At 65.4% G+C, this 23084-nt stretch carries 24 protein-coding genes; 16 read left to right on the plus strand and 8 right to left on the minus strand.

The window, feature by feature from the left end; translation table 11 throughout:
• Window positions 1-60 precede the first annotated feature (60 nt).
• Window positions 61-1335: an ATP-binding protein gene (locus tag FXB38_RS15230; RefSeq protein ID WP_148751676.1), complete on the plus strand. Its 1275-nt coding sequence runs from the start codon at window positions 61-63 to the stop codon at window positions 1333-1335.
• On the opposite strand, the gene FXB38_RS15235 is transcribed toward FXB38_RS15230, so the two are convergent.
• On the minus strand, window positions 1262-2155 hold the full coding sequence (locus FXB38_RS15235; RefSeq protein ID WP_148751816.1) for a YihY/virulence factor BrkB family protein: 894 nt from the start codon (window positions 2153-2155) through the stop codon (window positions 1262-1264). The genes FXB38_RS15230 and FXB38_RS15235 overlap by 74 nt on opposite strands.
• 182 nt (window positions 2156-2337) lie before the next feature.
• Here FXB38_RS15235 and FXB38_RS15240 point away from each other — a divergent pair, with 182 nt between their 5' ends.
• The 6 genes from FXB38_RS15240 (at window position 2338) to FXB38_RS15265 (ending at window position 6288) form a co-directional block, all read left to right on the plus strand.
• On the plus strand, window positions 2338-2532 hold the full coding sequence (locus FXB38_RS15240; RefSeq protein WP_148751678.1) for a twin transmembrane helix small protein: 195 nt from the start codon (window positions 2338-2340) through the stop codon (window positions 2530-2532).
• A 1-nt stretch (window position 2533) separates the two neighbouring features.
• Window positions 2534-3106 carry a cob(I)yrinic acid a,c-diamide adenosyltransferase gene (locus FXB38_RS15245; protein WP_148751680.1) on the plus strand — a complete coding sequence of 191 codons (573 nt, stop codon included), beginning with the start codon at window positions 2534-2536 and terminating at the stop codon, window positions 3104-3106.
• 126 nt (window positions 3107-3232) lie between these two features.
• Window positions 3233-3982 (plus strand): electron transfer flavoprotein subunit beta/FixA family protein, encoded by a 750-nt coding sequence (locus FXB38_RS15250; RefSeq protein WP_148751682.1) that lies wholly within the window; start codon window positions 3233-3235, stop codon window positions 3980-3982.
• A complete protein-coding gene (locus tag FXB38_RS15255) occupies window positions 3982-4932 on the plus strand; it encodes an electron transfer flavoprotein subunit alpha/FixB family protein (RefSeq protein WP_148751683.1) in 951 nt (316 codons plus the stop codon). The genes FXB38_RS15250 and FXB38_RS15255 overlap by 1 nt, the downstream gene beginning before the upstream one ends.
• A gap of 208 nt (window positions 4933-5140) precedes the next feature.
• Window positions 5141-6022, plus strand: coding sequence for a 3-hydroxybutyryl-CoA dehydrogenase (locus tag FXB38_RS15260; protein WP_148751684.1), 882 nt, complete (start codon window positions 5141-5143; stop codon window positions 6020-6022).
• 71 nt (window positions 6023-6093) lie between these two features.
• Entirely contained in the window at window positions 6094-6288 is a 195-nt protein-coding gene (locus FXB38_RS15265) for a hypothetical protein (protein WP_148751685.1), read from the plus strand.
• Here FXB38_RS15265 and tlpA read toward each other — a convergent pair.
• Window positions 6285-6950, minus strand: coding sequence for a thiol:disulfide interchange protein TlpA (gene tlpA, locus FXB38_RS15270; protein WP_148751686.1), 666 nt, complete (start codon window positions 6948-6950; stop codon window positions 6285-6287). The genes FXB38_RS15265 and tlpA overlap by 4 nt on opposite strands.
• Window positions 6951-7051: 101 nt before the next feature.
• Here tlpA and argH point away from each other — a divergent pair, with 101 nt between their 5' ends.
• From argH to lysA, 3 genes are all read left to right on the plus strand, one after another.
• Window positions 7052-8449 (plus strand): argininosuccinate lyase, encoded by a 1398-nt coding sequence (gene argH, locus FXB38_RS15275; RefSeq protein ID WP_148751688.1) that lies wholly within the window; start codon window positions 7052-7054, stop codon window positions 8447-8449.
• Between the two features lie 93 nt (window positions 8450-8542).
• Window positions 8543-8833, plus strand: a complete 291-nt coding sequence (lptM, locus tag FXB38_RS15280; RefSeq protein WP_148751689.1) for an LPS translocon maturation chaperone LptM — start codon at window positions 8543-8545, stop codon at window positions 8831-8833.
• A gap of 23 nt (window positions 8834-8856) precedes the next feature.
• Complete coding sequence (gene lysA / locus FXB38_RS15285; RefSeq protein WP_148751690.1) at window positions 8857-10122, plus strand: diaminopimelate decarboxylase; 1266 nt, start codon at window positions 8857-8859, stop codon at window positions 10120-10122.
• A gap of 40 nt (window positions 10123-10162) precedes the next feature.
• On the opposite strand, the gene FXB38_RS15290 is transcribed toward lysA, so the two are convergent.
• From FXB38_RS15290 to FXB38_RS15300, 3 genes are all read right to left on the minus strand, one after another.
• A complete protein-coding gene (locus FXB38_RS15290) occupies window positions 10163-11908 on the minus strand; it encodes a tannase/feruloyl esterase family alpha/beta hydrolase (RefSeq protein WP_148751692.1) in 1746 nt (581 codons plus the stop codon).
• A gap of 162 nt (window positions 11909-12070) precedes the next feature.
• Window positions 12071-12979, minus strand: coding sequence for an NAD(P)-dependent oxidoreductase (locus tag FXB38_RS15295; protein WP_148751693.1), 909 nt, complete (start codon window positions 12977-12979; stop codon window positions 12071-12073).
• A gap of 135 nt (window positions 12980-13114) precedes the next feature.
• Window positions 13115-13498 carry a carboxymuconolactone decarboxylase family protein gene (locus FXB38_RS15300; RefSeq protein ID WP_008567285.1) on the minus strand — a complete coding sequence of 128 codons (384 nt, stop codon included), beginning with the start codon at window positions 13496-13498 and terminating at the stop codon, window positions 13115-13117.
• 167 nt (window positions 13499-13665) lie between these two features.
• Here FXB38_RS15300 and FXB38_RS15305 point away from each other — a divergent pair, with 167 nt between their 5' ends.
• Window positions 13666-16308, plus strand: a complete 2643-nt coding sequence (locus FXB38_RS15305) for a TIGR02302 family protein (protein WP_148751695.1) — start codon at window positions 13666-13668, stop codon at window positions 16306-16308.
• A gap of 151 nt (window positions 16309-16459) precedes the next feature.
• Here FXB38_RS15305 and FXB38_RS15310 read toward each other — a convergent pair whose 3' ends face one another.
• Together FXB38_RS15310 and FXB38_RS15315 are read right to left on the minus strand one after the other, a co-directional pair.
• Window positions 16460-16834, minus strand: a complete 375-nt coding sequence (locus tag FXB38_RS15310) for a response regulator (protein WP_148751696.1) — start codon at window positions 16832-16834, stop codon at window positions 16460-16462.
• 49 nt (window positions 16835-16883) lie between these two features.
• The gene (locus FXB38_RS15315; protein WP_148751698.1) at window positions 16884-17762 is read right to left on the minus strand and encodes an MJ0042-type zinc finger domain-containing protein; all 879 of its coding nucleotides are present in this window, start codon (window positions 17760-17762) and stop codon (window positions 16884-16886) included.
• A gap of 201 nt (window positions 17763-17963) precedes the next feature.
• Here FXB38_RS15315 and ftsE point away from each other — a divergent pair, with 201 nt between their 5' ends.
• From ftsE to FXB38_RS15335, 4 genes are all read left to right on the plus strand, one after another.
• Window positions 17964-18623: a cell division ATP-binding protein FtsE gene (gene ftsE / locus FXB38_RS15320; RefSeq protein WP_148751700.1), complete on the plus strand. Its 660-nt coding sequence runs from the start codon at window positions 17964-17966 to the stop codon at window positions 18621-18623.
• The gene (locus tag FXB38_RS15325; protein WP_148751702.1) at window positions 18616-19584 is read left to right on the plus strand and encodes a cell division protein FtsX; all 969 of its coding nucleotides are present in this window, start codon (window positions 18616-18618) and stop codon (window positions 19582-19584) included. Before ftsE ends, FXB38_RS15325 begins: the two co-directional genes overlap by 8 nt.
• Window positions 19585-19656: 72 nt before the next feature.
• Window positions 19657-20361: a YdcF family protein gene (locus tag FXB38_RS15330; RefSeq protein WP_148751703.1), complete on the plus strand. Its 705-nt coding sequence runs from the start codon at window positions 19657-19659 to the stop codon at window positions 20359-20361.
• An 11-nt stretch (window positions 20362-20372) separates the two neighbouring features.
• Window positions 20373-21146 carry a lysophospholipid acyltransferase family protein gene (locus tag FXB38_RS15335; protein ID WP_148751705.1) on the plus strand — a complete coding sequence of 258 codons (774 nt, stop codon included), beginning with the start codon at window positions 20373-20375 and terminating at the stop codon, window positions 21144-21146.
• Here FXB38_RS15335 and FXB38_RS15340 read toward each other — a convergent pair.
• Window positions 21143-21754 (minus strand): gamma-glutamylcyclotransferase, encoded by a 612-nt coding sequence (locus FXB38_RS15340; RefSeq protein ID WP_187434892.1) that lies wholly within the window; start codon window positions 21752-21754, stop codon window positions 21143-21145. The genes FXB38_RS15335 and FXB38_RS15340 overlap by 4 nt on opposite strands.
• Before the next feature lie 110 nt (window positions 21755-21864).
• Between FXB38_RS15340 and FXB38_RS15345 the strand changes: the two genes are divergently transcribed.
• Window positions 21865-23049, plus strand: a complete 1185-nt coding sequence (locus FXB38_RS15345; protein ID WP_148751707.1) for a DUF2125 domain-containing protein — start codon at window positions 21865-21867, stop codon at window positions 23047-23049.
• Window positions 23050-23084: the final 35 nt, after the last annotated feature.

The following is a 23084-nucleotide window of genomic DNA, read 5'->3' on the forward strand; positions in this document are numbered from 1 at the left end:
GCCGTGCCATGCTTAGCCGATAGCCAGGGGTTCGAAGGGGATATACTTCGAAGGGGATTTATGGCGGCGAAAACGCGCACTACGCGGGCGTCCAGGCGACCGCCGCGGAAGCGACCCGCGGCGGCCGGTAAGGTACGCAAGCGCGGCGCCAAGCCGGCCGCACCGGACATGGTCCAGGTGGCGCTAGCCGCCTTTGCCCACGAGGTCCGCACCCCCCTGACCGGGATTCTGGCGATCAGCGACCTGCTCTCGACCTCCGATCTCGGCGAGCGGGAACGGCGCTGGGCCGATACCATCAAGGCCGGTGCCGAGCATCTGGCGAACCTTGCCACGCTATTCGTCGATGCCGCCAAGACCGGCAAGCGCGCGGGCGGCAGCACGCTGCGGCAGGATTTGTTCGATCTGCGGGCGCTCGCCCGCAGCACCGGCGATTCGCTCGCCGGCCGCGCCGCCGCCAAGGGTCTTCAGGCCGAGGTCGATATCTCCGACAAGCTTGCGGGCCTCGTGGTCGGCGATCCCGTCCGCCTCCGCGCCGCGCTCGAGAATCTGATCGACAATGCCGTGAAGTTCACTGACCAGGGCGGCGTGGCGATATCGGCGACGCCCTGGCGCCCCGCCAAGGGCGGCGGAAGAGGCAAGACCAAGGACAAGGTGAAAGGCAAGCGCAAAGTCGGCGTCGCCTTTGCGGTGTCGGACAGCGGCATCGGCCTGACCATGGCCGAGATCAAGCGGCTGTTCCGCCCGTTCACCCAGGCCAATGTCACCATCGCGTCGCGCTTCGGCGGCGCCGGGCTCGGTCTGTCCTCGGTGAAGCAGCTGGCGCGCGCGATGGGCGGCGACATCACGGTCGCGCCACGGCGCGGCGGTGGTGCCACCTTCACGCTGACGGTGTCGCTGGATGCGGCGGGTCCCGCGAAGTCCCGCAAATCGGGCGGTGAGGAGCCGAATGCGCTGGCGGCGTTGCGCGTGCTCAGCGTGGAGGACAATCCGTTCGGCCGCGTCGTGCTCAACACAATTTTGACCGAGCTCGGTCATCATGCCGAGTTCATCGGCCGCGGCGAGGACGCGGTGAACCGGCTCGCGCAGGGCGGTTTCGATGCGGTGCTGATGGATATGGTGTTGCCGGGCATCGACGGCGTTGAGGCGATCCGCCGGATCCGCACGATGCAGGCGCCGCTGGCTCAGATCCCGATCATAGGCGTGTCCGGTCGCGGCGAGGACGAGGCGGCGTCGCGCGAGGCCGGCGCCAACGCCTTCCTGGTCAAGCCTGTGTCCCCGCGGGCTTTAGCGACTGCGCTGCTTGAAGCGAGACGCCGTGAGGAAGCCGCGACTTGATGATCGCGGCGTTGAGCTCGCCGCCAAAGACGAAGATCGCGGCGATGAAATACAGAAACACCAGCGCGATGATCACCGAGGCGAGCCCCGCATACATCGTGACGTAATTGTTGGCGAAGCGCGCCAGGTACTGGCCGAACACGACGCCCGAGATCAGCGACGCCACGATGGTGAAGACGATGCCGGGCAGGATCTGGAGGAAGCCGCGCCGTCCGGCCGGCAGCCAGGTATGCAGGATGATCAGCGCCACCACCAGCGCGCTGATGGTGATGCCGTAGCGCAGCCAGGTCAGGATGCTTTCGTTGGATTCGACGAACAGTGGAATGTGGCGCCGCGCTGCCTCGATGAAGAGCGGGCCGAGCACGATCAGGAATGCCATGGCAAGCGCGGTGATGGCCGCGACCAGCGTGTAGCCGATCGATTCCAGCCGCAGCCAGTACCAGCGCCGCATCTCCACCACCGCATAAGCGCGGTTCAGCGCAACGCGAAGCGCCTCGACGCCGTTCGAGGCGAAATAAACCGACAGCACCGCGCCGATCGTCAGCACGCCGGTGCGGGTGGTGGTCAGCACGTCGTGGATCTCGCCGGAGAGCGCATCCGCCACTTGCGTGGGCCACACCTGAAGCATCAGACCAGCCGCCTGGTCGGCGAGCTCCTTGGAGCCGAAGAAGCCGGCCAGCGACGTCAGCACGATCAGGAACGGGAACAGCGCCATCAGCGTCGACAGCGCGATGTGGCTCGCGATCGCCCAGCCGTCGTCGGCCAGGAAGGTATAAAACGCGTCCATCGCGACGACGTAGATGTAGCGGATCGCTCTCAAGATCATTGGGCTAACATCTGATATAATTGGCCTAAAAGCCAGATCGCGAAAACGCTACCTGTTTCCCCCGTTTTCATTCCGGGGCGATGCGTAGGACCGCGCGGAGCGCAAGCCCGAGCATCGAGCCCGGAATGACGGCGTGCGCCATAGCGGACCGGCGCACACGGTGTTATCTAGCCCTGATGGCATCTCTCCTGAGTACTTTCATCCTGCCGGTGGCAGCCGGCGCCGTGGCGATCGTGCTGCTGCTCGGTCTCGTCAACATGATGCGCGGCGGCTCGCCCAACACCTCGCAGAAGCTGATGCGCTTGCGCGTACTGCTTCAGTTCGTGGCGATCGTGGTTGCCATGCTCGCTGTCTGGGCCATGGGGCGCTAACATGGTCGTGCTCAACCGCATCTACACCAAGACTGGTGACGACGGCACGACAGCGCTCGGAACCGGCGAGCGCCGTCCGAAATATGATTTGCGCATCGCGGCCTATGGCACGGTCGACGAGACCAATGCCGCGATCGGCGTTGTTCGCCTGTACACAAAGGATGCGCCCGAGCTCGATGCGATGCTCGGCCGGATCCAGAACGATCTATTCGACCTTGGCGCTGACCTCGCGGTGCCCGAGCGGGAAGGCAAAGCGGAACGGTTGCGCGTGGTGGCGAGCCAGGTCGAGCGGCTCGAGCACGATATCGACGCGCTCAACGACAAGCTCGCACCGCTCACGTCTTTCGTGCTGCCGGGCGGCACGCCGGCCGCCGCCTACCTTCATGTCGCCCGCACGATTTGCCGCAGGGCGGAACGTATGATGGTGGAACTGGCGGCCCGGCCCGGAGAGCCGGTCGGTGCAGCTGGCATCCAATATATGAACCGCCTGTCGGACTTCCTGTTCGTGGCCAGCCGTGCGGCCAACCATAATGGCGCCGGCGACGTGCTCTGGATTCCGGGCCAGAACCGCTGACCCATTGAGCAGCGCATTTCCAAGGTCTAAAATTTGGCCCTGTCGCGCGTTGACCGGGCCGGATCAGGCCTTTAGGTTCCGCGCCAGTTGAATAGCCCCCCTCCCAAATTGAGTGAAAGAGGATCGATGAAGGTCTTAGTGCCGGTAAAGCGGGTGGTCGATTACAACGTCAAGGTCCGCGTCAAGAGCGATGGATCGGGCGTTGAACTCGCCAACGTCAAGATGTCGATGAATCCCTTCGATGAAATCGCGGTCGAGGAAGCGCTGCGCCTGAAGGAAGCCGGCAAGGCTACCGAGGTCGTGGTGGTCTCCATCGGACCGGCGCAGGCATCGGAGACGATCCGCACTGGGCTCGCCATGGGTGCCGACCGCGGCATCCTGGTGAAGGCCGACGGCACCGTCGAGCCGCTCGCCGTCGCCAAGATCCTGAAGAAGGTCGCGGAAGAAGAGCAGCCCGGCCTGATCATTCTCGGCAAGCAGGCGATCGACGACGACAGCAATCAGACCGGCCAGATGCTGGCCGCGCTGCTCGGCTGGTCGCAGGCGACCTTCGCCTCGAAGCTCGAAGTTGAAGGAAGCGACTTCAAGGTCACGCGTGAAGTCGACGGCGGTCTGCAGACCGTGAAGCTGAAGGGGCCGGCGATCGTCACTACCGATCTTCGTCTTAACGAGCCGCGCTATGCCTCACTGCCTAACATCATGAAGGCCAAGAAGAAGCCGATCGCGGACAAGACCGTCGCCGATTACGGCGTCGACATCACCGCGCGCCTCGAAGTTCTGAAAACGGCTGAGCCCGCGGGCCGCAAGGCCGGCGTCAAGGTGAAGGACGTCGCCGAGCTGGTGTCGAAGCTCAAGAACGAAGCCGGGGTGCTCTGATGACGACGTTGCTGATTGCCGAACACGAACAGGAGGTCCTCAAGGACTCCACCAACAAGGCGCTGACCGCGGCGTCCCAGCTCGGCGGCGACGTCCATGTGCTGGTCGCCGGTGGCGGGCAGGGCACCAAGGCTGCGGCCGAGGCTGCCTCGAAGCTCACGGGCGTTGCCAAGGTGCTGGTCGCCGAAGGCGAGCCCTACGCGCACGATCTGGCCGAGCCGCTGGCCGCCCTGATCGTCTCGCTGGCGCCCTCCTATGACGCGATCGTCGCGCCCGCGACCTCGCGCTTCAAGAACGTGATGCCGCGCGTCGCAGCTCTGCTCGATGTCATGCAGGTCTCGGAGATCACCAAGGTGGTCGCGCCCGATACCTATGAGCGTCCGATCTATGCCGGCAACGCCATCCAGACGGTGAAGTCGAAGGACGCAAAGAAGGTCATCACGGTCCGTACCTCGACCTTCGCGGCGGCAGCTGCCGGCGGCAGCGCGCCGGTCGAGAGCGTTCAGGCTGCGTCCGATCCGGGCCTGTCGTCCTTTGTCGGCGAGGAAGTCGCCAAGAGCGACCGTCCCGAGCTGACCTCGGCCAAGATCATCGTCTCCGGTGGCCGCGCCATGCAGAGCCGCGAGAACTTCGCCAAGTACATCGAGCCGCTCGCCGACAAGCTCGGTGCCGGTGTCGGTGCCTCGCGCGCGGCGGTCGACGCCGGCTATGCGCCGAACGACTGGCAGGTCGGCCAGACCGGCAAGGTCGTGGCCCCCGAGCTCTATGTCGCGGTGGGTATTTCCGGCGCGATCCAGCATCTGGCCGGCATGAAGGACTCCAAGGTGATCGTCGCGATCAACAAGGACGAGGACGCGCCGATCTTCCAGGTCGCCGACTACGGCCTGGTTGCCGACCTCTACCAGGCGGTTCCGGAGCTGACGGCCGAACTCGGCAAACTCGGCAAGTAAAACGCGTTAAAAACACCGGCCGGAGGCATAAACTCCGGCCGGTGTTGCTTTTTCGAGGCGTTTTCTTTGGCGTGGGGCACGCCTTCGAAGCGATCCAATCTAGGTTTCGAGCCAGGATTCTGATCTAATCGAGCTTCTGATAAATCAGACTTCCCGGCTCAGGGGATAGGCAGGGCGCGATCTGCGCGCCGTTCCGGTGGATGACATTATGGCGGCAGTAATCAAGAAGGTCGGCGTGATCGGCGCGGGTCAGATGGGCAATGGCATCGCGCATGTCGCGGCCTTGGCCGGCTTCGACGTGGTGCTCAACGACATCTCGGCCGACCGCCTCAAGTCAGGCATGGCGACCATCAACGGCAATCTGGCCCGCCAGGTCTCCAAGAAGGGCGTGACCGAGGACGACAAGGCCAAGGCGATGGCGCGCATCAAGCTCGCCGAGAAGCTCGACGACCTCGCCGACTGCGATCTCGTGATCGAGACCGCGGTCGAGAAGGAAGAGGTCAAGCGCAAGATCTTCCACGAGCTCTGCGCGGTGTTGAAGCCGGAGGCGATCGTCGCCTCCGATACGTCCTCGATCTCGATTACGCGGCTCGCCGCCGCCACCGACCGGCCCGAGCGCTTCATCGGCATTCACTTCATGAATCCGGTGCCGCTGATGGAGCTGGTGGAGCTGATCCGCGGCATCGCCACCGACGATTCGACCTTCGAGGCGTCCAAGGAATTCGTCGCCAAGCTCGGCAAGCAGGTCGCGGTCTCCGAGGATTTTCCGGCCTTCATCGTCAACCGCATCCTGCTGCCGATGATCAACGAGGCGATCTACACGCTGTACGAAGGTGTCGGCAACGTCGAGGCGATCGACGCGGCGATGAAGCTCGGCGCCCACCATCCGATGGGCCCGCTCGAGCTCGCCGATTTCATCGGTCTCGATACCTGCCTCTCGATCATGCAAGTGCTGCATGAGGGCCTGGCCGACTCCAAGTACCGCCCGTGCCCGCTGCTGGTGAAGTACGTCGAGGCCGGCTGGCTCGGCCGCAAGACCCAGCGCGGCTTCTACGACTACCGCGGCGCCAAGCCGGTTCCGACGCGCTGATCCATCTTGTGACAATTCATGTCGCGTTAACCGCTCGCCCCTAGGCTGCCGCCGGTACGAGGATTTGCGTAATGGACACGATGGCGATGGTCAGCACCATGCTGGCCTCTCAGCAAGGCGCGCTGCAGTCGAACATCTCGGCGACGCTGATGAAGCAGAACGCGGATGCGGAGAAATCCGCCGTCCTGACGCTGCTGGGCGCTGGTCAGCCCTCGCTCGCCAATGTCGGCGCAGGCGTTGGCGGCAACCTCAATATCACAGCTTAAAGCGACGCAGCGGTCGGCCCCAGCGCGGCCCGGATCAGCCTGAGCGCGTCGTCGCTCGCCCATTCGGCCGGTCCCGCAATCGTCGCGATTTCGCAGCCCTGCGGGTCGACGAGCACCGAGGTCGGCATGCCCAGGGCTCGGCCTATCGACTTAAGATCCTGAAAAACCTTGGCTTTCTGATCGGTAAAGTAGCCAAGCCGAGTCAGGCTGGCGTCTTTCAGGAAATTCTTCGGCTTCTCGGGGTCGCGGGTGTCGATATTGATCGCGATCACCTCGAAATTCGGGCCGGAAAGCTTGGCCTGGAGCTGGTCCAGCGCCGGCATCTCTTTCCGACACGGCACGCACCAGGTCGCCCAGAGGTTGACCAGCAGCGTCTTGCCTCGGAAATCGGACAGCTTCTTCGGCCTGCCATCGGCATCCTCGAAGGCCAGGTCCGGCAGCTTCAGGGGGGCGCTCGCCATGGTCAGTGCCGCCACCTCGCCATGGGCGAGCGGGGCGATCTTTTGGGCGGTGGCCACCGCAGCCCGGCAGGCCGGATCGCCTGATGGCGCCCGGCTCAGGCCCAGCCCGTACAGCGCGGCGAAGCCGGCCAGCCCGCCGACCACCACGGTGGCGATGACGATGGGGATCCGGCGCGTGGCGGAGGGCTTCTGGTCGAGCATATCGTTTGTCATCCGGTCGCAGATATGGCTATCAGGGGCCTCTTAATACGGCTGGCCTCCGCCAGCAAACGTGCGGCAAAGCAAGGCGTGAGCAGGGGATCATGAGCAACAAGATGTGGGGCGGCCGGTTCTCGGAACGTCCCGATGAGATCATGGAAGAGATCAACGTCTCCATCGACGTCGATCGTCACCTCTTCGCCCAGGACATTGCAGCGTCCAAGGCCCACGCCGCGATGCTTGCCAGCCAAGGCATCATCACGGCCTCTGATGCGAAAAATATCGGCAAGGGTCTAGACACGATTTTGTCAGAGATCGGGAAGGGCGGCTTCGAGTTCAAGCGCGCGCTCGAGGATATTCATATGAATGTCGAGAGCCGCCTGTCGGAGCTGATCGGGCCGGCCGCCGGCCGCCTGCACACAGCGCGCTCGCGCAACGACCAGGTCGCGACCGACTTCCGTCTCTATGTCCGCGAGATCGTCGACGAGACCGATGCCGCGCTCGCCGCGTTCCAGCAGGCGCTGGTGGAGCGCGCGCTGGAGCATGCGGGAACGGTGATGCCCGGCTTCACGCATCTGCAGACCGCGCAGCCCGTGACGTTCGGTCACCATCTGCTCGCCTATGTCGAGATGGCTGCGCGCGATCGCGGCCGTTTCCAGGATGCGCGCAAGCGGCTCAATGAATCCCCGCTCGGCGCGGCCGCGCTCGCCGGCACCTCGTTCCCGATCGACCGTCATGCCACCGCCAAGGCGCTGGCCTTCGACCGTCCGATGGCGAACTCGCTTGATGCGGTCTCCGACCGCGACTTCGTGCTGGAGACGCTGTCGGCGGCCTCGATCTGCGCCGTGCACATGTCGCGCTTCGCCGAGGAGATCGTGATCTGGACCTCGCCGCTGGTTGGCCTCATCCGCCTCAGCGACAAGTTCACCACCGGATCCTCGATCATGCCGCAGAAGCGCAATCCTGATGCGGCCGAGCTGGTGCGCGCCAAGACCGGCCGCGTCATCGGTGCGCTCAACGGTCTCCTGATCGTGATGAAGGGCCTGCCGCTCGCCTATCAAAAGGACATGCAGGAGGACAAGCAGGGCGCGATGGAAGGCTTTGCAGCGCTGTCGCTCGCGATCCGCGCCATGACCGGCATGGTCCGCGACCTCGAGCCGGATGAGGCCAAGATGAAGGCGGCTGCCGGCGAGGGCTATGCCACCGCGACCGATCTCGCCGACTGGCTGGTGCGGACGCTGAAGATGCCGTTCCGCGAGGCCCATCACGTCACCGGCCGTATAGTCGCCAAGGCCGCCGAGGGCGGCGTGGCGCTGCACGAGCTGCCGCTGAAGGAGATGCAGGCGATCGAGCCCAGGATCACCAAGGACGTGCTTGGCGTGCTCTCGGTCGAATCGTCGGTGAAGAGCCGCACCAGCTTCGGCGGTACCGCGCCGAAGAACGTGACATCGCAGGCCAAGGCCTGGGCGAAGCGGCTGGAAAAAGAGCGAAAATTGGGCTGAAGGCAAAATTTCGCTTATGTTTCATGGTCATCCGGCTCTCGCCAGAGCGCGCCAATCTCTGTATGGTGCGCCCCGCGTAGTGGGGATTTCGTCGTGACGTCAAAGTTTCGCCCGGCCGGCTCGGGGTGGGCCATCATTGTCTTGAGCCTGAGCGTGCTTGCGCTCGCCGGCTGCGGCCGCAAGGGCCCGCTCGATCTGCCGCCGACCGCCTCCAACGCGTCCACGGCCAATATCGCCGCGCCGACCGACACCGAGACCGAAGCCCAGAAAACGCCGAGCGTGTTCAATCCGACCTATGGCGCGGATGCCCCCCCGGCGGCGACCAAGGGCAAGAAGAAACCGTTTATCCTCGACCCGCTCCTGGACGATAAGCCCAGCCGATAGGCTGGGGCAACCGAGCCAATGCCATGAACCATTTCGACTACCGCAACGGCGTGCTGCACGCCGAGGCGGTGAACCTGTCCGAGCTGGCCGCAACCGTCGGCACGCCGTTCTATTGCTATTCAACAGCCACGCTTGAGCGGCACTACCGCGTCTTCGCCGATGCCTTTGCCGGCGAGAAGGTGCTGGTCTGCTACGCCATGAAGGCGAACTCCAACCAGTCGGTGCTGCGCACGCTGGCGAAGCTTGGTGCCGGCGCTGACGTCGTCTCCGGCGGTGAGCTGAAGCGCGCGCTGGCCGCCGGTATCCCTGCCAGCAAGATCCTGTTCTCCGGCGTCGGCAAGACCGAAGACGAGCTGCGCGCCGCGCTCGCCGCCGACATCCTCTGTCTCAACGTCGAATCCGAGCCCGAGCTCGAATTGCTCTCGCGGCTTGCGACCGAGACGGGCAAGACCGCGCGGATCTCCATCCGCGTCAATCCGGACGTCGATGCCGGCACGCATGCCAAGATCTCCACCGGCAAGTCCGAGAACAAGTTCGGCATCCCGATCGCGCATGCTCGCGAGGTCTACGCGCGGGCCGCGAAGCTGCCGGGCATCCAGGTGACCGGCACCGACGTGCATATCGGCAGCCAGATCACCGACCTGTCCAAGATGGAGACCGCGTTCCGCATCCTGTCCGAATTCGTGCAGACGCTGCGTTCCGACGGCCACAACATCAGCCACGTCGATTTCGGCGGCGGGCTCGGCATTCCCTATTACATGGACCGCGAGGCGCCGCCGGCGCCGGATGCCTATGCCGCGATGGTCAGGCGCGTCAGCCACAATCTCGGCTGCACCCTGATGTTCGAGCCGGGCCGCATGATCGTCGGCAATGCCGGCATCCTCGTCGCCAAGGTGATCTATGTGAAGCACGGCGACGGCAAGAACTTCGTCATCATCGACGCCGCGATGAACGACCTCATCCGCCCGACGCTGTACGAGGCGCATCACGACATCCTGCCGGTGACGCAGCCGGCAAAGGGCGCGGCGACCGTCGTGGCCGACGTCGTCGGCCCCGTCTGCGAGACCGGCGACTACCTCGCTCTCGACCGCACGCTGCCGACGCCGAAGGTGGGCGATCTCATCGCCATCATGACCGCGGGCGCCTACGGCGCCGTGCAGGCCGGCACCTACAACACGCGACCGCTGGTGCCTGAGGTGCTGGTGAAGGGTGATCAATACGCGGTCGTGCGCCCGCGCATCGAGGTCGAGCAGCTGATCGCGATGGATACGCCGGCGCCGTGGCTGTGAGGACGCCGGCGAGCATGCGCTCGCCGGCGCCGCGTGTTTGTCACGGCCCGTATTTCGGAGCCGGCTTCTGGTTGAAATCGTTCTCGTCGGTGACGCAGGTGAAGCTCGCTGCGTTGTTGGTGTCGCCACTGCCGTTGTATTTCGCGACCTTGGGGAAGACGCAGAGCGGCCGGGTCATCTGAACCGCGGGCGGCGTATCGGCCACGAACTTCGTGGCGAGGATCGTCTCCGGCGCGACGCCGGCCTCGACCCATTTGACCAGCGGTGTGAGCGCATCGAACGTGTTGGGACCGGGGCCGCCGGAACAGTGGTACAGCCCGGGCACCATGAACAGACGCGCGTAACTCTGGGTCCGTCGCAGCGCCGGATTGCCGTTGCCGTGATCGAAGAAGCCGACCGGCTGGAGGCCTTGCTGGAATCCCGGGCCTTCATTCCCCACCAGGGCCAGGAAATAGTTGATGCTGCTCTGGGACGGAATCAGCGGGTCGGCCCAGCCGTGGTACATCAGCAGCTTGCCGCCATGTCCCCTGAATTCGCCGAGATCGGTGCTGGTCGCGTTCAGCACCGCGGCGAGCTGGTCGTCGACCTTGTCGATGTCGCGGTGGAAATCGAAATTGGCAAAATTGGTCGGGCTTGCCGGATAGCCGAAGCTCGGGCCGAACACCCAGTAGAACAGGCCGTCGAAGGCCGGCTCGGGCAGTCGCTCCTGAAACGCCAGGCCGAGGGCGAGGATGTCGTCGGTCTCGTTGCCGCGCTCGGACCCCGGATTGACGAGCTGTCCGTTCACCGGGTCGATCGTGCCGGCGTAATAGCGCTGCATGGTCGTGACCTGGTCGGAGGTCAGGCAGGCCGGCGGTGCGTTGCCGCCGGTGCAGAGCAGGACCTTCGGATCGAAATGGCAGTCGCGCGGATCGGTCAGGAACTGATCGGTTTTGGCGCCGCCGTCCTGGCCGACGCATTGCTTCAGCACGGCCTGGTTGATCAGCGTCATCTGGCCGGCCTGGATGAACCGGCCGGGGCTCGCATGCGTGTTCTGCCAGCCATAGAGTCCCGCCATGTGCAAATGGGTGCGGTTGAATGCGGCGGCGCCGGCGAGGATGCCGTCATAATCGTTGGGGAAGCGCTGTGCCTCCATCAGGGCGTTCTGGCCGCCGGTGGAGCAACCGGCGAAATAGGCCCGTTGCGATCGATGGCCGTAAAACGCGCTGACGATCTCCTTGCCCCGCTCGGTCATCAGATGGATGGCGCGGTAGCCGAAATCCTTGATCCGCTCGGGATGCCCGAACAGGCCGGTCGACGGCGCCGTCGGATCGCCGAACTCGATCGCGAGCGGATTGCCCATGTTGCCGGCCGAGCCGCAGAACAGCGGATTGCATCCCGATGATCCGGTGCCGAGGTCGCTGTTGGTCGCGGCAAAGCCGCCCTGGATGCCGATGGCGAGCTCGTTGTAGGTGATCGTGCCCTGGAAGCCGCCGCCGCCGGTGCCGAGGAACCTGCCGTTCCACGTGGTCTCGGGCAGCCAGACCTCGATCTTGATGCTGGAATCCGAGCTCGGGATCACGGTTGCGGTGACGCGGCAGAAGGCGGGAAGGCCGGTGATCGGGCTCGCGCCAGGCGGCACGAAGGTGCCGGTCGTGTTGTCGTCCGCCGAATTGATCACTGTGTGCTGCAGTTGCAAGGATCGAAGATTGGTGCACGCCGTCGCCATGGCGGGCGACGTACCGAGTGCGACACAGCCAGACAGGGCCGTGGTCGCACCGACAAGTAATTGTCGATGACGCTTCATTCCGTCCTCCCTGATTTTTTTGCAGTCGTGTAGGGCCCGCAGGATACCCCACAACGAATACAACTCAAGGATGAAGCGCCGCCTCGCGAAGCAGCCTGCAGCTTCGCGCCTCGGTTGTGAGGATCAGGGCACGATGGCGTCTCGACAACTCGGGCTGCGCGGTTATCTCCCCGCCAATCCGCCGGTCTTGCCGCCGACCACCACACCTGCCTTCTTCTCGATCGGCTTGATCGCTGCGGTAAAATCGGACTCGGCGCCTTCGGCGCTGATCACCGTCTCCCACAGCCGCCCGACGGCATCCGCGACCTCCATCGACAGGCCGAGCTGCTTCATCTCCTCCAGCGCCAGCCGCACGTCCTTCACCATCAGCCCCGTGGCGAAACCGAAGTCGAAGGTCCGCGGCAGCACCGAGCGCGGAAACTTGTCGCGGCTCGCCGTGTTCATGCCCGAACCTGAATTGATGACGTCGATCATCACGGCGGGATCGAGCCCGGCCTTGACGCCCATCACCACGGCTTCCGACGTCGCCACGATCGCGGTGGCCGAGAGGAAATTGTTGGCGAGCTTCATGGTCTGTGCAGCACCCGGCTTCTCGCCGATGAAGAACACCTTTCCGATCACGTCGAGCGCGGGCTTCAACAGCTCGAACTCCGCCTTCGGCCCCGACACCATCACCGCCAGCGTGCCCTTCTCGGCGCCGCCGACGCCGCCGGACACCGGGCAGTCGATCTGCACGATGTTGCGCTTGGCGAGCAGGCCGTGAATCTTCGCCGCCATCGCCGAGCCGACTGTGGAGAGATCAATGAAACGTTTGGCGCGGCTGCCCTCGATCACGCCGTTCGCGCCCGTTGCGACCTCCAGCGAGGCCTGCAGCGACGGCAGGCTTGCCATCACAGCCTCGACCTTGTCGGCAACATCCTTCGGCGATGCCGCAGCGGTCGCGCCGCGCGCGACAAGCTTGTCAACGACCTCCTTGCGGGTGTCGAACACGACGAGCTTGTGTCCTGCCTCGACCAGCCGCCGCGCCATCGGGAAACCCATGTTTCCAAGGCCGATGAATCCGATATCCATGGTGTTATTTCCTTCCCGTCGTCATTGCGAGGAGCGAAGCGACGAAGCAATCCAGACTGTTGCCGCAGAGGCTTTCTGGATTGCTTCGCTTCGCTCGCAATGACGGAGCAATACGTTGAATGCTGTTTGTCGGCCTCACGCCTTCCCATCAATCTCCGCGAACACCTCGCGCGCGATGCGAAAACTGTCGACCGCCGCCGGCATGCCGCCATAGATCGCGACCTGCATCAGGATCTCGCGGATCTCGTCGCGGGTGACGCCGTTGGTGAGCGCGCCCTTCAGATGCGCACGGAACTCATGCTGGCGGTTGAGGATCGCGATCATCGCGATGTTGAGCATGCTGCGGGTCTTGCGCGGCAGCTCCTCGCGGCCCCACACCGTGCCCCAGCAATATTCGTTGAGCATCTCCTGGAACGGACGGTTGAAGTCGTCGACGTTCTTCAGCGCGTTGTTGACATAGGCCTCGCCCAGTACCGCTTTGCGGACTTCCAGGCCCTTGTCGTGCATCTTCTTGTCCATGACGTTTCCTTGTTTTCCTTGGATGGCGGCGCGGAAACTACGGGGTTGAGCCGGAGCAGTCACGTCCTCGTGTTATGCGGGAAAAGGGGGATGTCCCGTACAGGAACGGATGCCTCAGTGCTGCCGTTGTGGTACGCTTCACTCCACCGGGTAACCTGGAGAGTTGATTGAACGGCGTCACCCCCGAGCCGTCAGACCCGATCCGCGATGGCGACGCTCTGTCGCGGTTGAAGCTGGCGCAGGCCCTCAAGCGGTCCACTTATGCCATCGCGTGGGAACGTGCCTGGCCCGGGCTGGCGCGTATTCTCACCGTCGTCGGCCTATTCCTGGTGGTGTCCTGGGCCGGCCTCTGGCTGGCACTGCCCCTGGTCACCCGTGCCATCGGTCTCGTCATTTTCGCAGGCCTTGCGGCTGCCGCCCTGTTCCCCCTGATTCGGTTTCGCTGGCCGAGCCGCGAGGAGGCGCTCGCCCGGCTCGACCGCGGTTCGGGCATCCGTCATCGCCCGGCCACGACGCTCACCGACACGCTAACCTCGCAGGATCCGATTGCGCAGGCGCTCTGGCAGGCACAGCGCGAGCGCACGCTGGCCTCGCTCAAGCGCATCCGCGCCGGTTTGCCGCACCCGCACCTCGCCATCCATGACCCCTGGGCGCTGCGTGCGCTGGTCATGGTGATGCTGGTCGCGACCTTCTTCGCCGCTGGCGACGAGCGCGGATTGCGGCTCGGCGCTGCCTTCGACTGGAACGGCGTGCTGACGCCGACCAATGTCCGTGTCGACGCCTGGGTCACGCCGCCGCTCTACACCGGCAAGCCGCCCGTGATTCTGTCGGCCGCCAACAAGGAAGCGGCCGCGCTTCCGGCCTCCGGCCCGCTCAGTGTTCCCGCCGGCTCGACGCTGATCGTGCGCTCCTCCGGCGGCAGCCTGGATGTCGTGGTGTCCGGCGGCCTCAAGGAAGTCGCGCCGGCTGAGGCCACGCCCAAGGGCACCAACGAGAAGCATTTCACCATCACCGGCGACGGCACTGCGCATGTCCGCGCCCCCTCGGGCCAGCCGCAATGGGCTTTTGCGGCAACGCCGGACCGCCCGCCGACCATTGCGCTGGCCAAGGATCCGGAGCGCCAGGCGCGCGGCGCGCTCCAGCTCGTCTACAAGATCGAGGACGATTACGGCGTCACCGGCGCCGAGGCGCAAGTCGCTCCGCGTTCCGCCGATGCGGGCAAGGACGGCGATGGCAAGACTGATAACAAGACTGATAACAAGACCGCGGCGCGGCCGCTGTTCCAGCCGCCGAAATTTCCGCTGGTGCTGCCGAATGCGCGCACCCGTAACGGCGTCGGTCAGACGGTGAAGGATCTCAGCGAGGATCCTTATGCCGGCGCCGATGTCACGCTGACGCTCACCGCCAAGGACGAGGCCGGTAACGAGGCGAAGAGCGAGCCGTTCAACATGCGCCTGCCCGAGCGGCTGTTCACCAAGCCACTCGCACGCGCGCTGATCGAGCAGCGCCGCATCCTCGCGCTCGACGCCAACAAGAATTCCGACGTCTACACCGCGCTCGACGCGCTGATGATCGCGCCCGAGCTGTTCACGCAGGAGGCCGGACAATATCTCGGCCTGTACAGTGTCGCGCACCAGCTCGAGGCCGCGCGCACGGATGATTCATTGCGCGAGGTGGTGGCGAGCCTGTGGGCGCTCGCGGTGACGATCGAGGACGGCAACATCTCCGACGTCGAGAAGGCGTTGCGCGCGGCGCAGGACGCGCTGAAGCAGGCGCTGGAGCGCGGCGCCAGCGACGAGGAGATCAAGAAGCTCACGCAGGATCTGCGGGCGGCGCTCGACAATTTCATGCGCCAGCTCGCCGAGCAGTTCCGCAACAACAAGGATGCCCAGCAGCTCGCGCGTCCGCTTGATCCCAACACCAAGATCCTGCGCCAGCAGGACCTCCAGAACATGATCGACCGCATGGAGCGCCTGTCGCGCTCCGGCGACAAGGACGCGGCCAAGCAGCTGCTCGATCAGCTCCAGCAGATGCTGGAAGGCCTGCAGATGGCGCAGCCGGGGCAGTCCGGCGAGAGCGACATGGAGCAGGCGCTCAACGAGCTCGGCGACATGATCCGCAAGCAGCAGCAATTGCGCGACAAGACCTACAAGCAGGGCCAGGACTCCCGGCGCGATCGCATGCGCGGCAAGCAGCAACAGGGCGACCAGTCGATGTCGGACCTGCAGCAGGACCAGCAGGCGCTGCGCGACCGCTTGAAGAAGCTCCAGGACGAGATGGCCAAGCGCGGCCTCTCGCAGAAGGGCCAGAAAGGCCAGCAGGGACAGAAGGGCCAGCAGGGACAGCAAGGCGACCAGGGCCAGCCCGGCCAGGATGGCGATCAGGACGCTGACCAGGGTGATGATGACGGCGGACTCGATTCCGCCGACAACGCCATGGGCGATGCGGGCTCGAAACTCGGCGACGGCAATGCTGACGGCGCGGTGGATTCCCAAGGCAAGGCACTGGATGCGATGCGCAAGGGTGCGCAGAAGATGGCCGAGGCGATGCAGCAGGGCGACGGCGACGGCCAGGGCGACGGTCCCGGCAATCGCACCGGGCGCCAGCAGAGCGGCGGCAACCAGACCGACCCGCTCGGCCGTCCGCTGCACGGCCGCGAGTTCGGCGACGACTACACGGTCAAGATCCCCGGCGAGATCGACGTCCAGCGCGTTCGCCGCATCCTCGAGGAGCTCCGCCGCCGCCTCGGCGACCCCGCGCGTCCGCAGATCGAGCTCGACTATCTCGAGCGGCTGCTGAAGGATTTTTGAGGCGGGGTCGCCACAAGCTCACTGTCATCGCCCGCGAAGGCGGGCGATCCAGTATTCCAGAGACGACGGTGATTGAATCGAGAGGCCGCGGAGTACTGGATGCCCCGCCTTTGCGGGGCATGACAGTGGAATATGTGGCCGCCCCCGCCCACTACCCCTTCTTCGCCGCCAGCGCATCCGCCACCGCCGTGCGGATATCCGCGACCGAGAATGGTTTTGTGACCACGTCATGCACCAGCGCATTGAGGTTCGAGGCACGCTCGCGCTGATCGGCAAAGCCGGTCATCAGCAAAATGGTCAGTTGGGGAAAGTCACGCGCAGCGGAGAGTGCGAGTGCGATGCCGTCCATGACGGGCATCTGGATGTCGGTGAGCAACAGATCGAACGCGCCGTCCTCGCGGGTCAGGATCTCCAGCGCCTCGGCGCCGTCCTGTGCGGTGACGGTCTCGTGGCCGTCCATGGCGATGGCGCGCGCCACCAGCTGGCGCATCGAATCCTCGTCATCGGCGATCAACACTCTTGGCATGACACCAACCTTTGGACCAACCTCCCGTGCGGCACGCGACGGCGCCTGATTACACGCTGCCGCCGGCAATGTCGCGCCGGTTGAAGAAGCGAACGTCGATATTGCGGCCTTCCGGCGGCGGCGAGGCCAGGCGCGAGCGGAAGAAGGCGCGCTCGCCCGGTTGCAGCACGGTCTGCTCCAGCACCGAATTCCAGGCGTAGATCTCGGCGCCTTGCGCGTCGCGCACGGCAAAGCGCAGGCGCGGAATATCGAGCGGCCTCTTGCCCTGGCCCACGATCGCGCCCTCGATCACCAGCACCTGCTTACCGTCCACGGTCTCGGTCGAGAGCTTGACGTCCTTGAAGGCGAGGCCGCGCAGGTTCACCTCAAAGCCGACCATCTTGTAGAAGGCCGCAGTCTGCGGCAGCAGGCGGACCATGTCGCCGCGCCAGATCACCAGCGCCAGCACCAGCGCGCCCATGGCGGCGCAGGCGGTCGGCAGGCCGAAATGGGATTTTCGCCGGGCCACGGCCGGGGCCGGGCGGCTCACCTTTGCCCCGCGGCGGCTGAAAAGGCCGCTGAACCAGGACTGGTGCTGCGCGCCGACGACTTCCTCCTCGGCGGCGCGGGCCGCCGCCGACCACTCGTCCTCGGGCTCGGCGGCGTCCTCTGTCGGCCAGTCGCTGGCGATCGAGGGGCTTTCGACCATCGGGGTTTCGGCGGTTGAATCGTCCTTGGCGTAGGAGTTCCACTGCTCGGCGAGGTCGGACTGGTCGTCAGTCTGGCTGGCTTCGGCCAAGGCCGGCACGGCGGCCTCCCCGACGGCATCCGCGGGATGCGCCATCCACGTCTCCTTGCAGCGGGAGCAGCGGACTGTCCGCCCATTGGCCCCAAGGCTCGCGAGCTTGATCGCGTAGGATGTCGTACAATGGGGGCAGACAATATGCATGGACGGCCTCGACGATGACCTTGTCGCGCGGAGCCGGGCGCCAAGGGACTTCTAAGGAAGGATAGTTCTAAGATGCTGCCTCGGATGCTACAGGGCGACCGTTAACGAACCGGAAACCATAACGGTCGCACAACCCCTTGATTGCATGCGGCGAAACCTTGCTGGCGTGCGACCTGCGTCCCCTCTCGAACGGAGCTGAGCTTGGTTCGGTTCGAAAATGTCGGATTGCGCTACGGTCTGGGGCCGGAGGTCCTGCGCGACCTCAGTTTCCAGATCCCGGCGCATTCCTTCCAGTTCCTCACCGGCCCGTCCGGCGCCGGCAAGACGTCATTGTTGCGCCTGTTGTTCCTGTCGCATCGGCCGACCCGTGGCCTCGTCAATCTGTTCGGCCACGACATCTCCCGGCTTGGCAAGGACGAGATCGCGGATCTGCGCAAGCGCATCGGCATCGTGCTCCAGGATTTTCGCCTGCTCGACCACATGACGACCTACGAGAACGTGGCGCTGCCGTTCCGCGTCATGGGCCGCAGCGAATCGAGCTATCGCAAGGAAGTCATCGACCTGCTGCGCTGGGTCGGGCTCGGCGAGCGCATGGATGCGCTGCCGCCGATCCTGTCCGGCGGTGAGAAGCAGCGCGCGGCAATCGCGCGCGCGGTGATCTCGCGGCCGCAGCTGTTGCTTGCGGACGAGCCGACCGGCAGCGTCGATCCGACGCTCGGGCGGCGACTGCTGCGGCTGTTCATCGAGCTCAACAAATCCGGTACCGCCGTCATTATCGCAACCCACGACATTGCGCTGATGGACCAGTACGAAGCGCGCCGCTTCGTGCTGCATCAGGGCCGGCTGCACGTCTATGAGTAGGACCGACGAGCGCGGCGTATTGGTCGATCTCGGACAGGAACGTCCGCAGCTGCCGGCCAGGGCGCGCAACATGTCGCCGATCGTGCCGCGCGCCTCGATCCACGGCCGCGCGCTGGTCGCCGTTGTCGCCATCATGACCTTCCTCGCCTCGATGACGACGGGCACCGTGCTGCTGGTCAGCGCCTCGGCCGCGGAATGGCAGTCCGATGTCGCGAGCGAGATCACCATCCAGGTCCGCCCGCAATCCGGACGCGACATCGAGCGCGATACCGCTGCCGTCACCGAGGCGATGCGCGCGCAGGCCGGCATCGTCGAGGTCAAGCCGTTCACCAAGGAGGAGAGCGGCAAGCTGCTCGAGCCCTGGCTCGGCACCGGGCTGTCGATGGACGATCTGCCGGTGCCGCGCATGATCATCGCGCGCGTGCAGCCGGGCACGGCGCTCGATCTCGGCGCCTTGCGCGCCCGCTTGACGCAAGTGGCGCCAAGCGCCAGCGTCGACGATCACCGCGCCTGGATCGAACGGATGCGCTCGATGACCAACGCCACCGTGCTCGCCGGCATCGGCATCCTCGCGCTCGTCATCGTCGCAACCATCATCTCGGTCTCGTTCGCGACCCGCGGCGCGATGGCGGCGAACCGCCCGATCGTCGAGGTTCTGCATTTCGTCGGCGCCGGCGACCGTTACATCGCCAATCATTTCCTGCGGCATTTCCTCCGGCTCGGCCTTGAAGGCGGCGTCATCGGCGGCGGCGTCGCCATGCTGTTGTTCGGCTTCTCCGAGTCGATCGCGGGCTGGTTCTCCGGCACCCCGGTCGGCGACCAGTTCGCGGCCCTGCTCGGCACCTTCTCGCTGCGGCCGTCCGGCTATGTGGTGCTCGCGGTGCAGGCCGTCCTGATCGGCGCCATCACAGCGGTCGCCTCGCGCCAGACCCTTTTCTCGACACTGAACGACGTGGATTGAGCCCGACAAACCGGACTCCACTTCGCCTCAAAACGTCCTAAAATAATCCGGGGAAGGGATCACCGACATCATATGACCTCGCCGATCGACGACACATCGCCGAAACTGCCGCGCGGCTGGCTGCGCGCGACCGTCGTGTCGACGATCGCGTTCGTTTTCGTCGGCGCAGCGGCGGGCTTCGTCGCGTTCCTGTCGCAATTGCGCGGCGCCGAGATTGCGCCGGACCGCAAGGCTGACGGCATCGTGGTGTTGACCGGTGGATCCTCGAGGGTCTCGGATGCAATGGAGCTGCTGGCGGCCGGCTACGGCAAAAGGCTCCTGATCTCGGGCGTGCATCCGACCTCGACCGCGAGCGACATCTCCCGGACGCTGCCGGAGAACCAATCCTTCATGGCCTGCTGCGTCGATCTCGACCGCACCGCGCTCTCGACCCGCGGCAACGCGGCGGAGGCGCGGCGCTGGGCCGAGGGGCGCGGCTTCAAATCGCTGATCGTGGTCACCTCGAACTATCACATGCCGCGCGCGCTGGTGGAATTCTCGCATGCCATGCCGGGGACCACGCTGGTTCCGTTCGCCGTGGTCGGCGACAAATGGCGCGAGGAGCCGTGGTGGACCTCGGCCTCGACGCTGCGGCTGCTGTTGTCCGAATATGTCAAGTACGTCGCCGCCGAGTTCAGGGTGCGGCTGGAAGATTTCGGGATTGACCTTTCCCCCGAACTGTCGGAGCAGCCTGCGGGCCTGCAATCCAGGCGGCCCGCCACCGCACAGGCCAATTGATCGGATTCTTGATGTTCCTGATTTTCCTGCGCTCGCTGCTGTTCAACGTGCTGTTCTACGCGGTGCTGGTGTGCCTCGCGATCGTGGCGCTGCCAACTTTCGCCTTGCCGCCGCGTGCCATGCTGACGGTCGCGAGATGGTGGGCGAAGGCGACACTGGTTCTGATGCGCGTGGTCTGCAACATCAGGGTGGAATTCCGCGGCGTCGAGAAGATCCCGCAGGGACCGCTGGTGATCGTGGCGAAGCACCAGTCGTTCTGGGAGACCTTCGTGTTGCTGGGTTTCTTCAATCGCCCGATCTTCATCCTCAAGCGCCAGCTCATGCAGATTCCGGTGTTCGGCCAGTTCCTGGTCAAGACCGGGATGATCGCGATCGACCGCAATGCCGGCGTCAAGGCGCTGCTGGACATGACACGTCGCGCGCGCGAGACGGTGCGTGCAGGCGGCCAGCTCGTCATCTTTCCGGAAGGCACGCGCCGTGCGCCGGGAGCACCGCCGGACTACAAGACCGGCTTTGCACAGATCTACTCGTCCTGTGGCGTGCAGTGCCTGCCGATCGCGCTCAATTCCGGCCTGTTCTGGCCGCGCCGCACCTTCATGCGCTATCCCGGCACGCTGGTGGTGGAGTTCCTCGATCCGTTGCCTCCGGGCCTGCCCAAGGGTGAGTTTCTCGCGCGCGTGCAGACGGCGATCGAGGATGCGACCGCTCGCATCGTCGAAGCGGGCCGCAACGAGCAGGAGCAATTGATCGGCAGCGCGCCGAGTTACGCTCCCTCGGAGAGCTAGCGACTGTCTCTGTTGTCGTCGGGAGCGGGCGCGTGCAGCGAATGCGCGTCGCCATGCAGCATGGTCGCGAGCTGATGCAATTGCGTGTCGCGAAAGCCTTCGGCCTCGATCGCCTTCACGGTCGCCGTCACGTAGTCGCGGTTGGCGCCGGACTGGCCGTGACCCTGCAGCACATGGCGGTGCTGGTCGGCGAGCGACAGCCGGCCGGCGTACTGCACATGACCGCGGTCGACGACATAGGCGAGTGCCGAGACGCGCTCGCGCGCTTCGTTCTCCAGCCACACCGAGCGCATCACCTCGCGATAGACGGAGGTCACCTGCTCGCGCGCCCGCAAATAGGCGACCACGTCGGCACGGTTCTTTTCAGCGATGCGGAAGGCGATGCCGCGGCAGGCGCCGCCGCGGTCGAGGCCCAGCACCAGGCCCGGCTGCTCCGGCGTGCCGCGATGCACGAAGGAATAGACGCAGAGCGCGCGGTGCTCGCCGACCAGCCGCGCCGGGACGCGCTCCTCGAATTCGAAGCCCGGCCGCCACATCAGCGAGCCGTAGCCGAACACCCAGAGGTCGCCCTTGGCGCTGGTGACGGAGGGGAGGGTGATTTCCGACATTTCGGGCACGGCTAGCAGAACCGTGCCCCCAAGCGAAGCGAATTCTCCGCCTTTCGTCGGGGGCCGGCCTCGCTTACATTTGACAAAATCTGGGGTCAAAGGGTCGCCGCATGTCCAATATGACTATTGCCGCCGGCCGGCGCTCCCGTTGGGGGCTCTTCATTGCTCCCGTCCTCCTCCTGATCCTCGCCATCGCCTGGAGCGGCTTCTGGTTCTATGCGGCCTCGCAGGCCGAGGCAGCGGCCGATGCCTGGCGCGCGCAGGAGGCCAAATCCGGCCGCATCTATGATTGCGCCAAGCGCTCGATTGCCGGCTTCCCGTTCCGCTTCGAGGTCCAGTGCTCCGGCGCCAGCGTCGCCCTGGTCTCGCAGAATGCGAGCAAGACGCCGTTCACGGCCAAGCTCGACAACATTCTGGTTCTGGCGCAGGTCTACGATCCCAAGCACGTCATCGCCGAATTTTCCGCGCCGGCAACGCTGACCGATGGCGTCACGCAAAACACCTTCGTGGTGAACTGGAGCAACGGCCGCAGCAGCGTGGTCGGCTTGCCGGCCATCCCGGAACGCGCCTCGATCGTGTTCGATGATCCCAGCATCGTCAGGCTTGATGGTTCGGTGCAGGTGCCGCTCGCGCGCGCCAAGCAGATTGAGCTGCATGGGCGCATCGCGGACGGATCGCCGGCCGATCATCCTGTCATCGAGACCGTGCTCCAGATCGCGCAGGGCAGCATCCAGGGCGTTCATCCCTTGCTCGCCGAGCCGTTCGAAGCCGACACGCGCGCGAAGATCACCGGGCTCTCTGATCTCACTCCAAAACCCTGGCCGCAGCGCTTCCGCGAGATCCAGGCCGCCGGCGGTCATATCGAGATCGTGCAGTCGCGGATCCAGCAGGGCGAGATGATCGCGGTCGCGGCCGGCACGCTGGGCCTCTCGGCCAATGGCCGACTGGATGGCGAATTGCAGATGACCGTGGCCGGTCTTGAACGCGTCATCCCGGCGCTCGGCATCGAGAAGATGCTGGAAGAGGGCGTGCCGCAGGCAACGCTCGATCGCGTCGCGCCCGGCGTGAAGTCCAAGGACCTCAACAATCTCTTTGGCGCGCTCGATCGTGCCGTTCCCGGCCTCGGCAAGGTCATCAAGCAGAATGCCAACGCCGGCGTGGCCGCCGGCATCAACTCGATCGGCACCGAGAGCACGCTCGAGGGCAAGAAGGCCCGCAGCTTCCCGCTGAAATTCGTCGACGGCGCCGTGCTGCTCGGCCCGGTCCAGGTCGGCCAGATTCCGCCGCTGTACTAGCTGTCGTCACTCTCACTGGCGACGTCACGGCCGCT

Origin of the sequence: Bradyrhizobium cytisi (assembly GCF_008123515.1) — a bacterium.
Classification (GTDB): domain Bacteria; phylum Pseudomonadota; class Alphaproteobacteria; order Rhizobiales; family Xanthobacteraceae; genus Bradyrhizobium; species Bradyrhizobium cytisi.

Excerpts from the sequence above, each read along its gene's own strand:
- FXB38_RS15230 (WP_148751676.1), top strand. The coding sequence starts at position 61 with ATGGCGGCGAAAACGCGCACTACGCGGGCGTCCAGGCGACCGCCGCGG.
- FXB38_RS15240 (WP_148751678.1), top strand. The coding sequence starts at position 2,338 with ATGGCATCTCTCCTGAGTACTTTCATCCTGCCGGTGGCAGCCGGCGCC.
- FXB38_RS15245 (WP_148751680.1), top strand. The coding sequence starts at position 2,534 with ATGGTCGTGCTCAACCGCATCTACACCAAGACTGGTGACGACGGCACG.
- FXB38_RS15250 (WP_148751682.1), top strand. The coding sequence starts at position 3,233 with ATGAAGGTCTTAGTGCCGGTAAAGCGGGTGGTCGATTACAACGTCAAG.
- FXB38_RS15255 (WP_148751683.1), top strand. The coding sequence starts at position 3,982 with ATGACGACGTTGCTGATTGCCGAACACGAACAGGAGGTCCTCAAGGAC.
- FXB38_RS15260 (WP_148751684.1), top strand. The coding sequence starts at position 5,141 with ATGGCGGCAGTAATCAAGAAGGTCGGCGTGATCGGCGCGGGTCAGATG.
- FXB38_RS15265 (WP_148751685.1), top strand. The coding sequence starts at position 6,094 with ATGGACACGATGGCGATGGTCAGCACCATGCTGGCCTCTCAGCAAGGC.
- tlpA (WP_148751686.1), bottom strand. The coding sequence starts at position 6,950 with ATGCTCGACCAGAAGCCCTCCGCCACGCGCCGGATCCCCATCGTCATC.
- argH (WP_148751688.1), top strand. The coding sequence starts at position 7,052 with ATGAGCAACAAGATGTGGGGCGGCCGGTTCTCGGAACGTCCCGATGAG.
- lysA (WP_148751690.1), top strand. The coding sequence starts at position 8,857 with ATGAACCATTTCGACTACCGCAACGGCGTGCTGCACGCCGAGGCGGTG.
- FXB38_RS15290 (WP_148751692.1), bottom strand. The coding sequence starts at position 11,908 with ATGAAGCGTCATCGACAATTACTTGTCGGTGCGACCACGGCCCTGTCT.
- FXB38_RS15295 (WP_148751693.1), bottom strand. The coding sequence starts at position 12,979 with ATGGATATCGGATTCATCGGCCTTGGAAACATGGGTTTCCCGATGGCG.
- FXB38_RS15300 (WP_008567285.1), bottom strand. The coding sequence starts at position 13,498 with ATGGACAAGAAGATGCACGACAAGGGCCTGGAAGTCCGCAAAGCGGTA.
- FXB38_RS15310 (WP_148751696.1), bottom strand. The coding sequence starts at position 16,834 with ATGCCAAGAGTGTTGATCGCCGATGACGAGGATTCGATGCGCCAGCTG.
- FXB38_RS15315 (WP_148751698.1), bottom strand. The coding sequence starts at position 17,762 with ATGCATATTGTCTGCCCCCATTGTACGACATCCTACGCGATCAAGCTC.
- FXB38_RS15325 (WP_148751702.1), top strand. The coding sequence starts at position 18,616 with ATGAGTAGGACCGACGAGCGCGGCGTATTGGTCGATCTCGGACAGGAA.
- FXB38_RS15330 (WP_148751703.1), top strand. The coding sequence starts at position 19,657 with ATGACCTCGCCGATCGACGACACATCGCCGAAACTGCCGCGCGGCTGG.
- FXB38_RS15335 (WP_148751705.1), top strand. The coding sequence starts at position 20,373 with ATGTTCCTGATTTTCCTGCGCTCGCTGCTGTTCAACGTGCTGTTCTAC.
- FXB38_RS15340 (WP_187434892.1), bottom strand. The coding sequence starts at position 21,754 with ATGTCGGAAATCACCCTCCCCTCCGTCACCAGCGCCAAGGGCGACCTC.
- FXB38_RS15345 (WP_148751707.1), top strand. The coding sequence starts at position 21,865 with ATGTCCAATATGACTATTGCCGCCGGCCGGCGCTCCCGTTGGGGGCTC.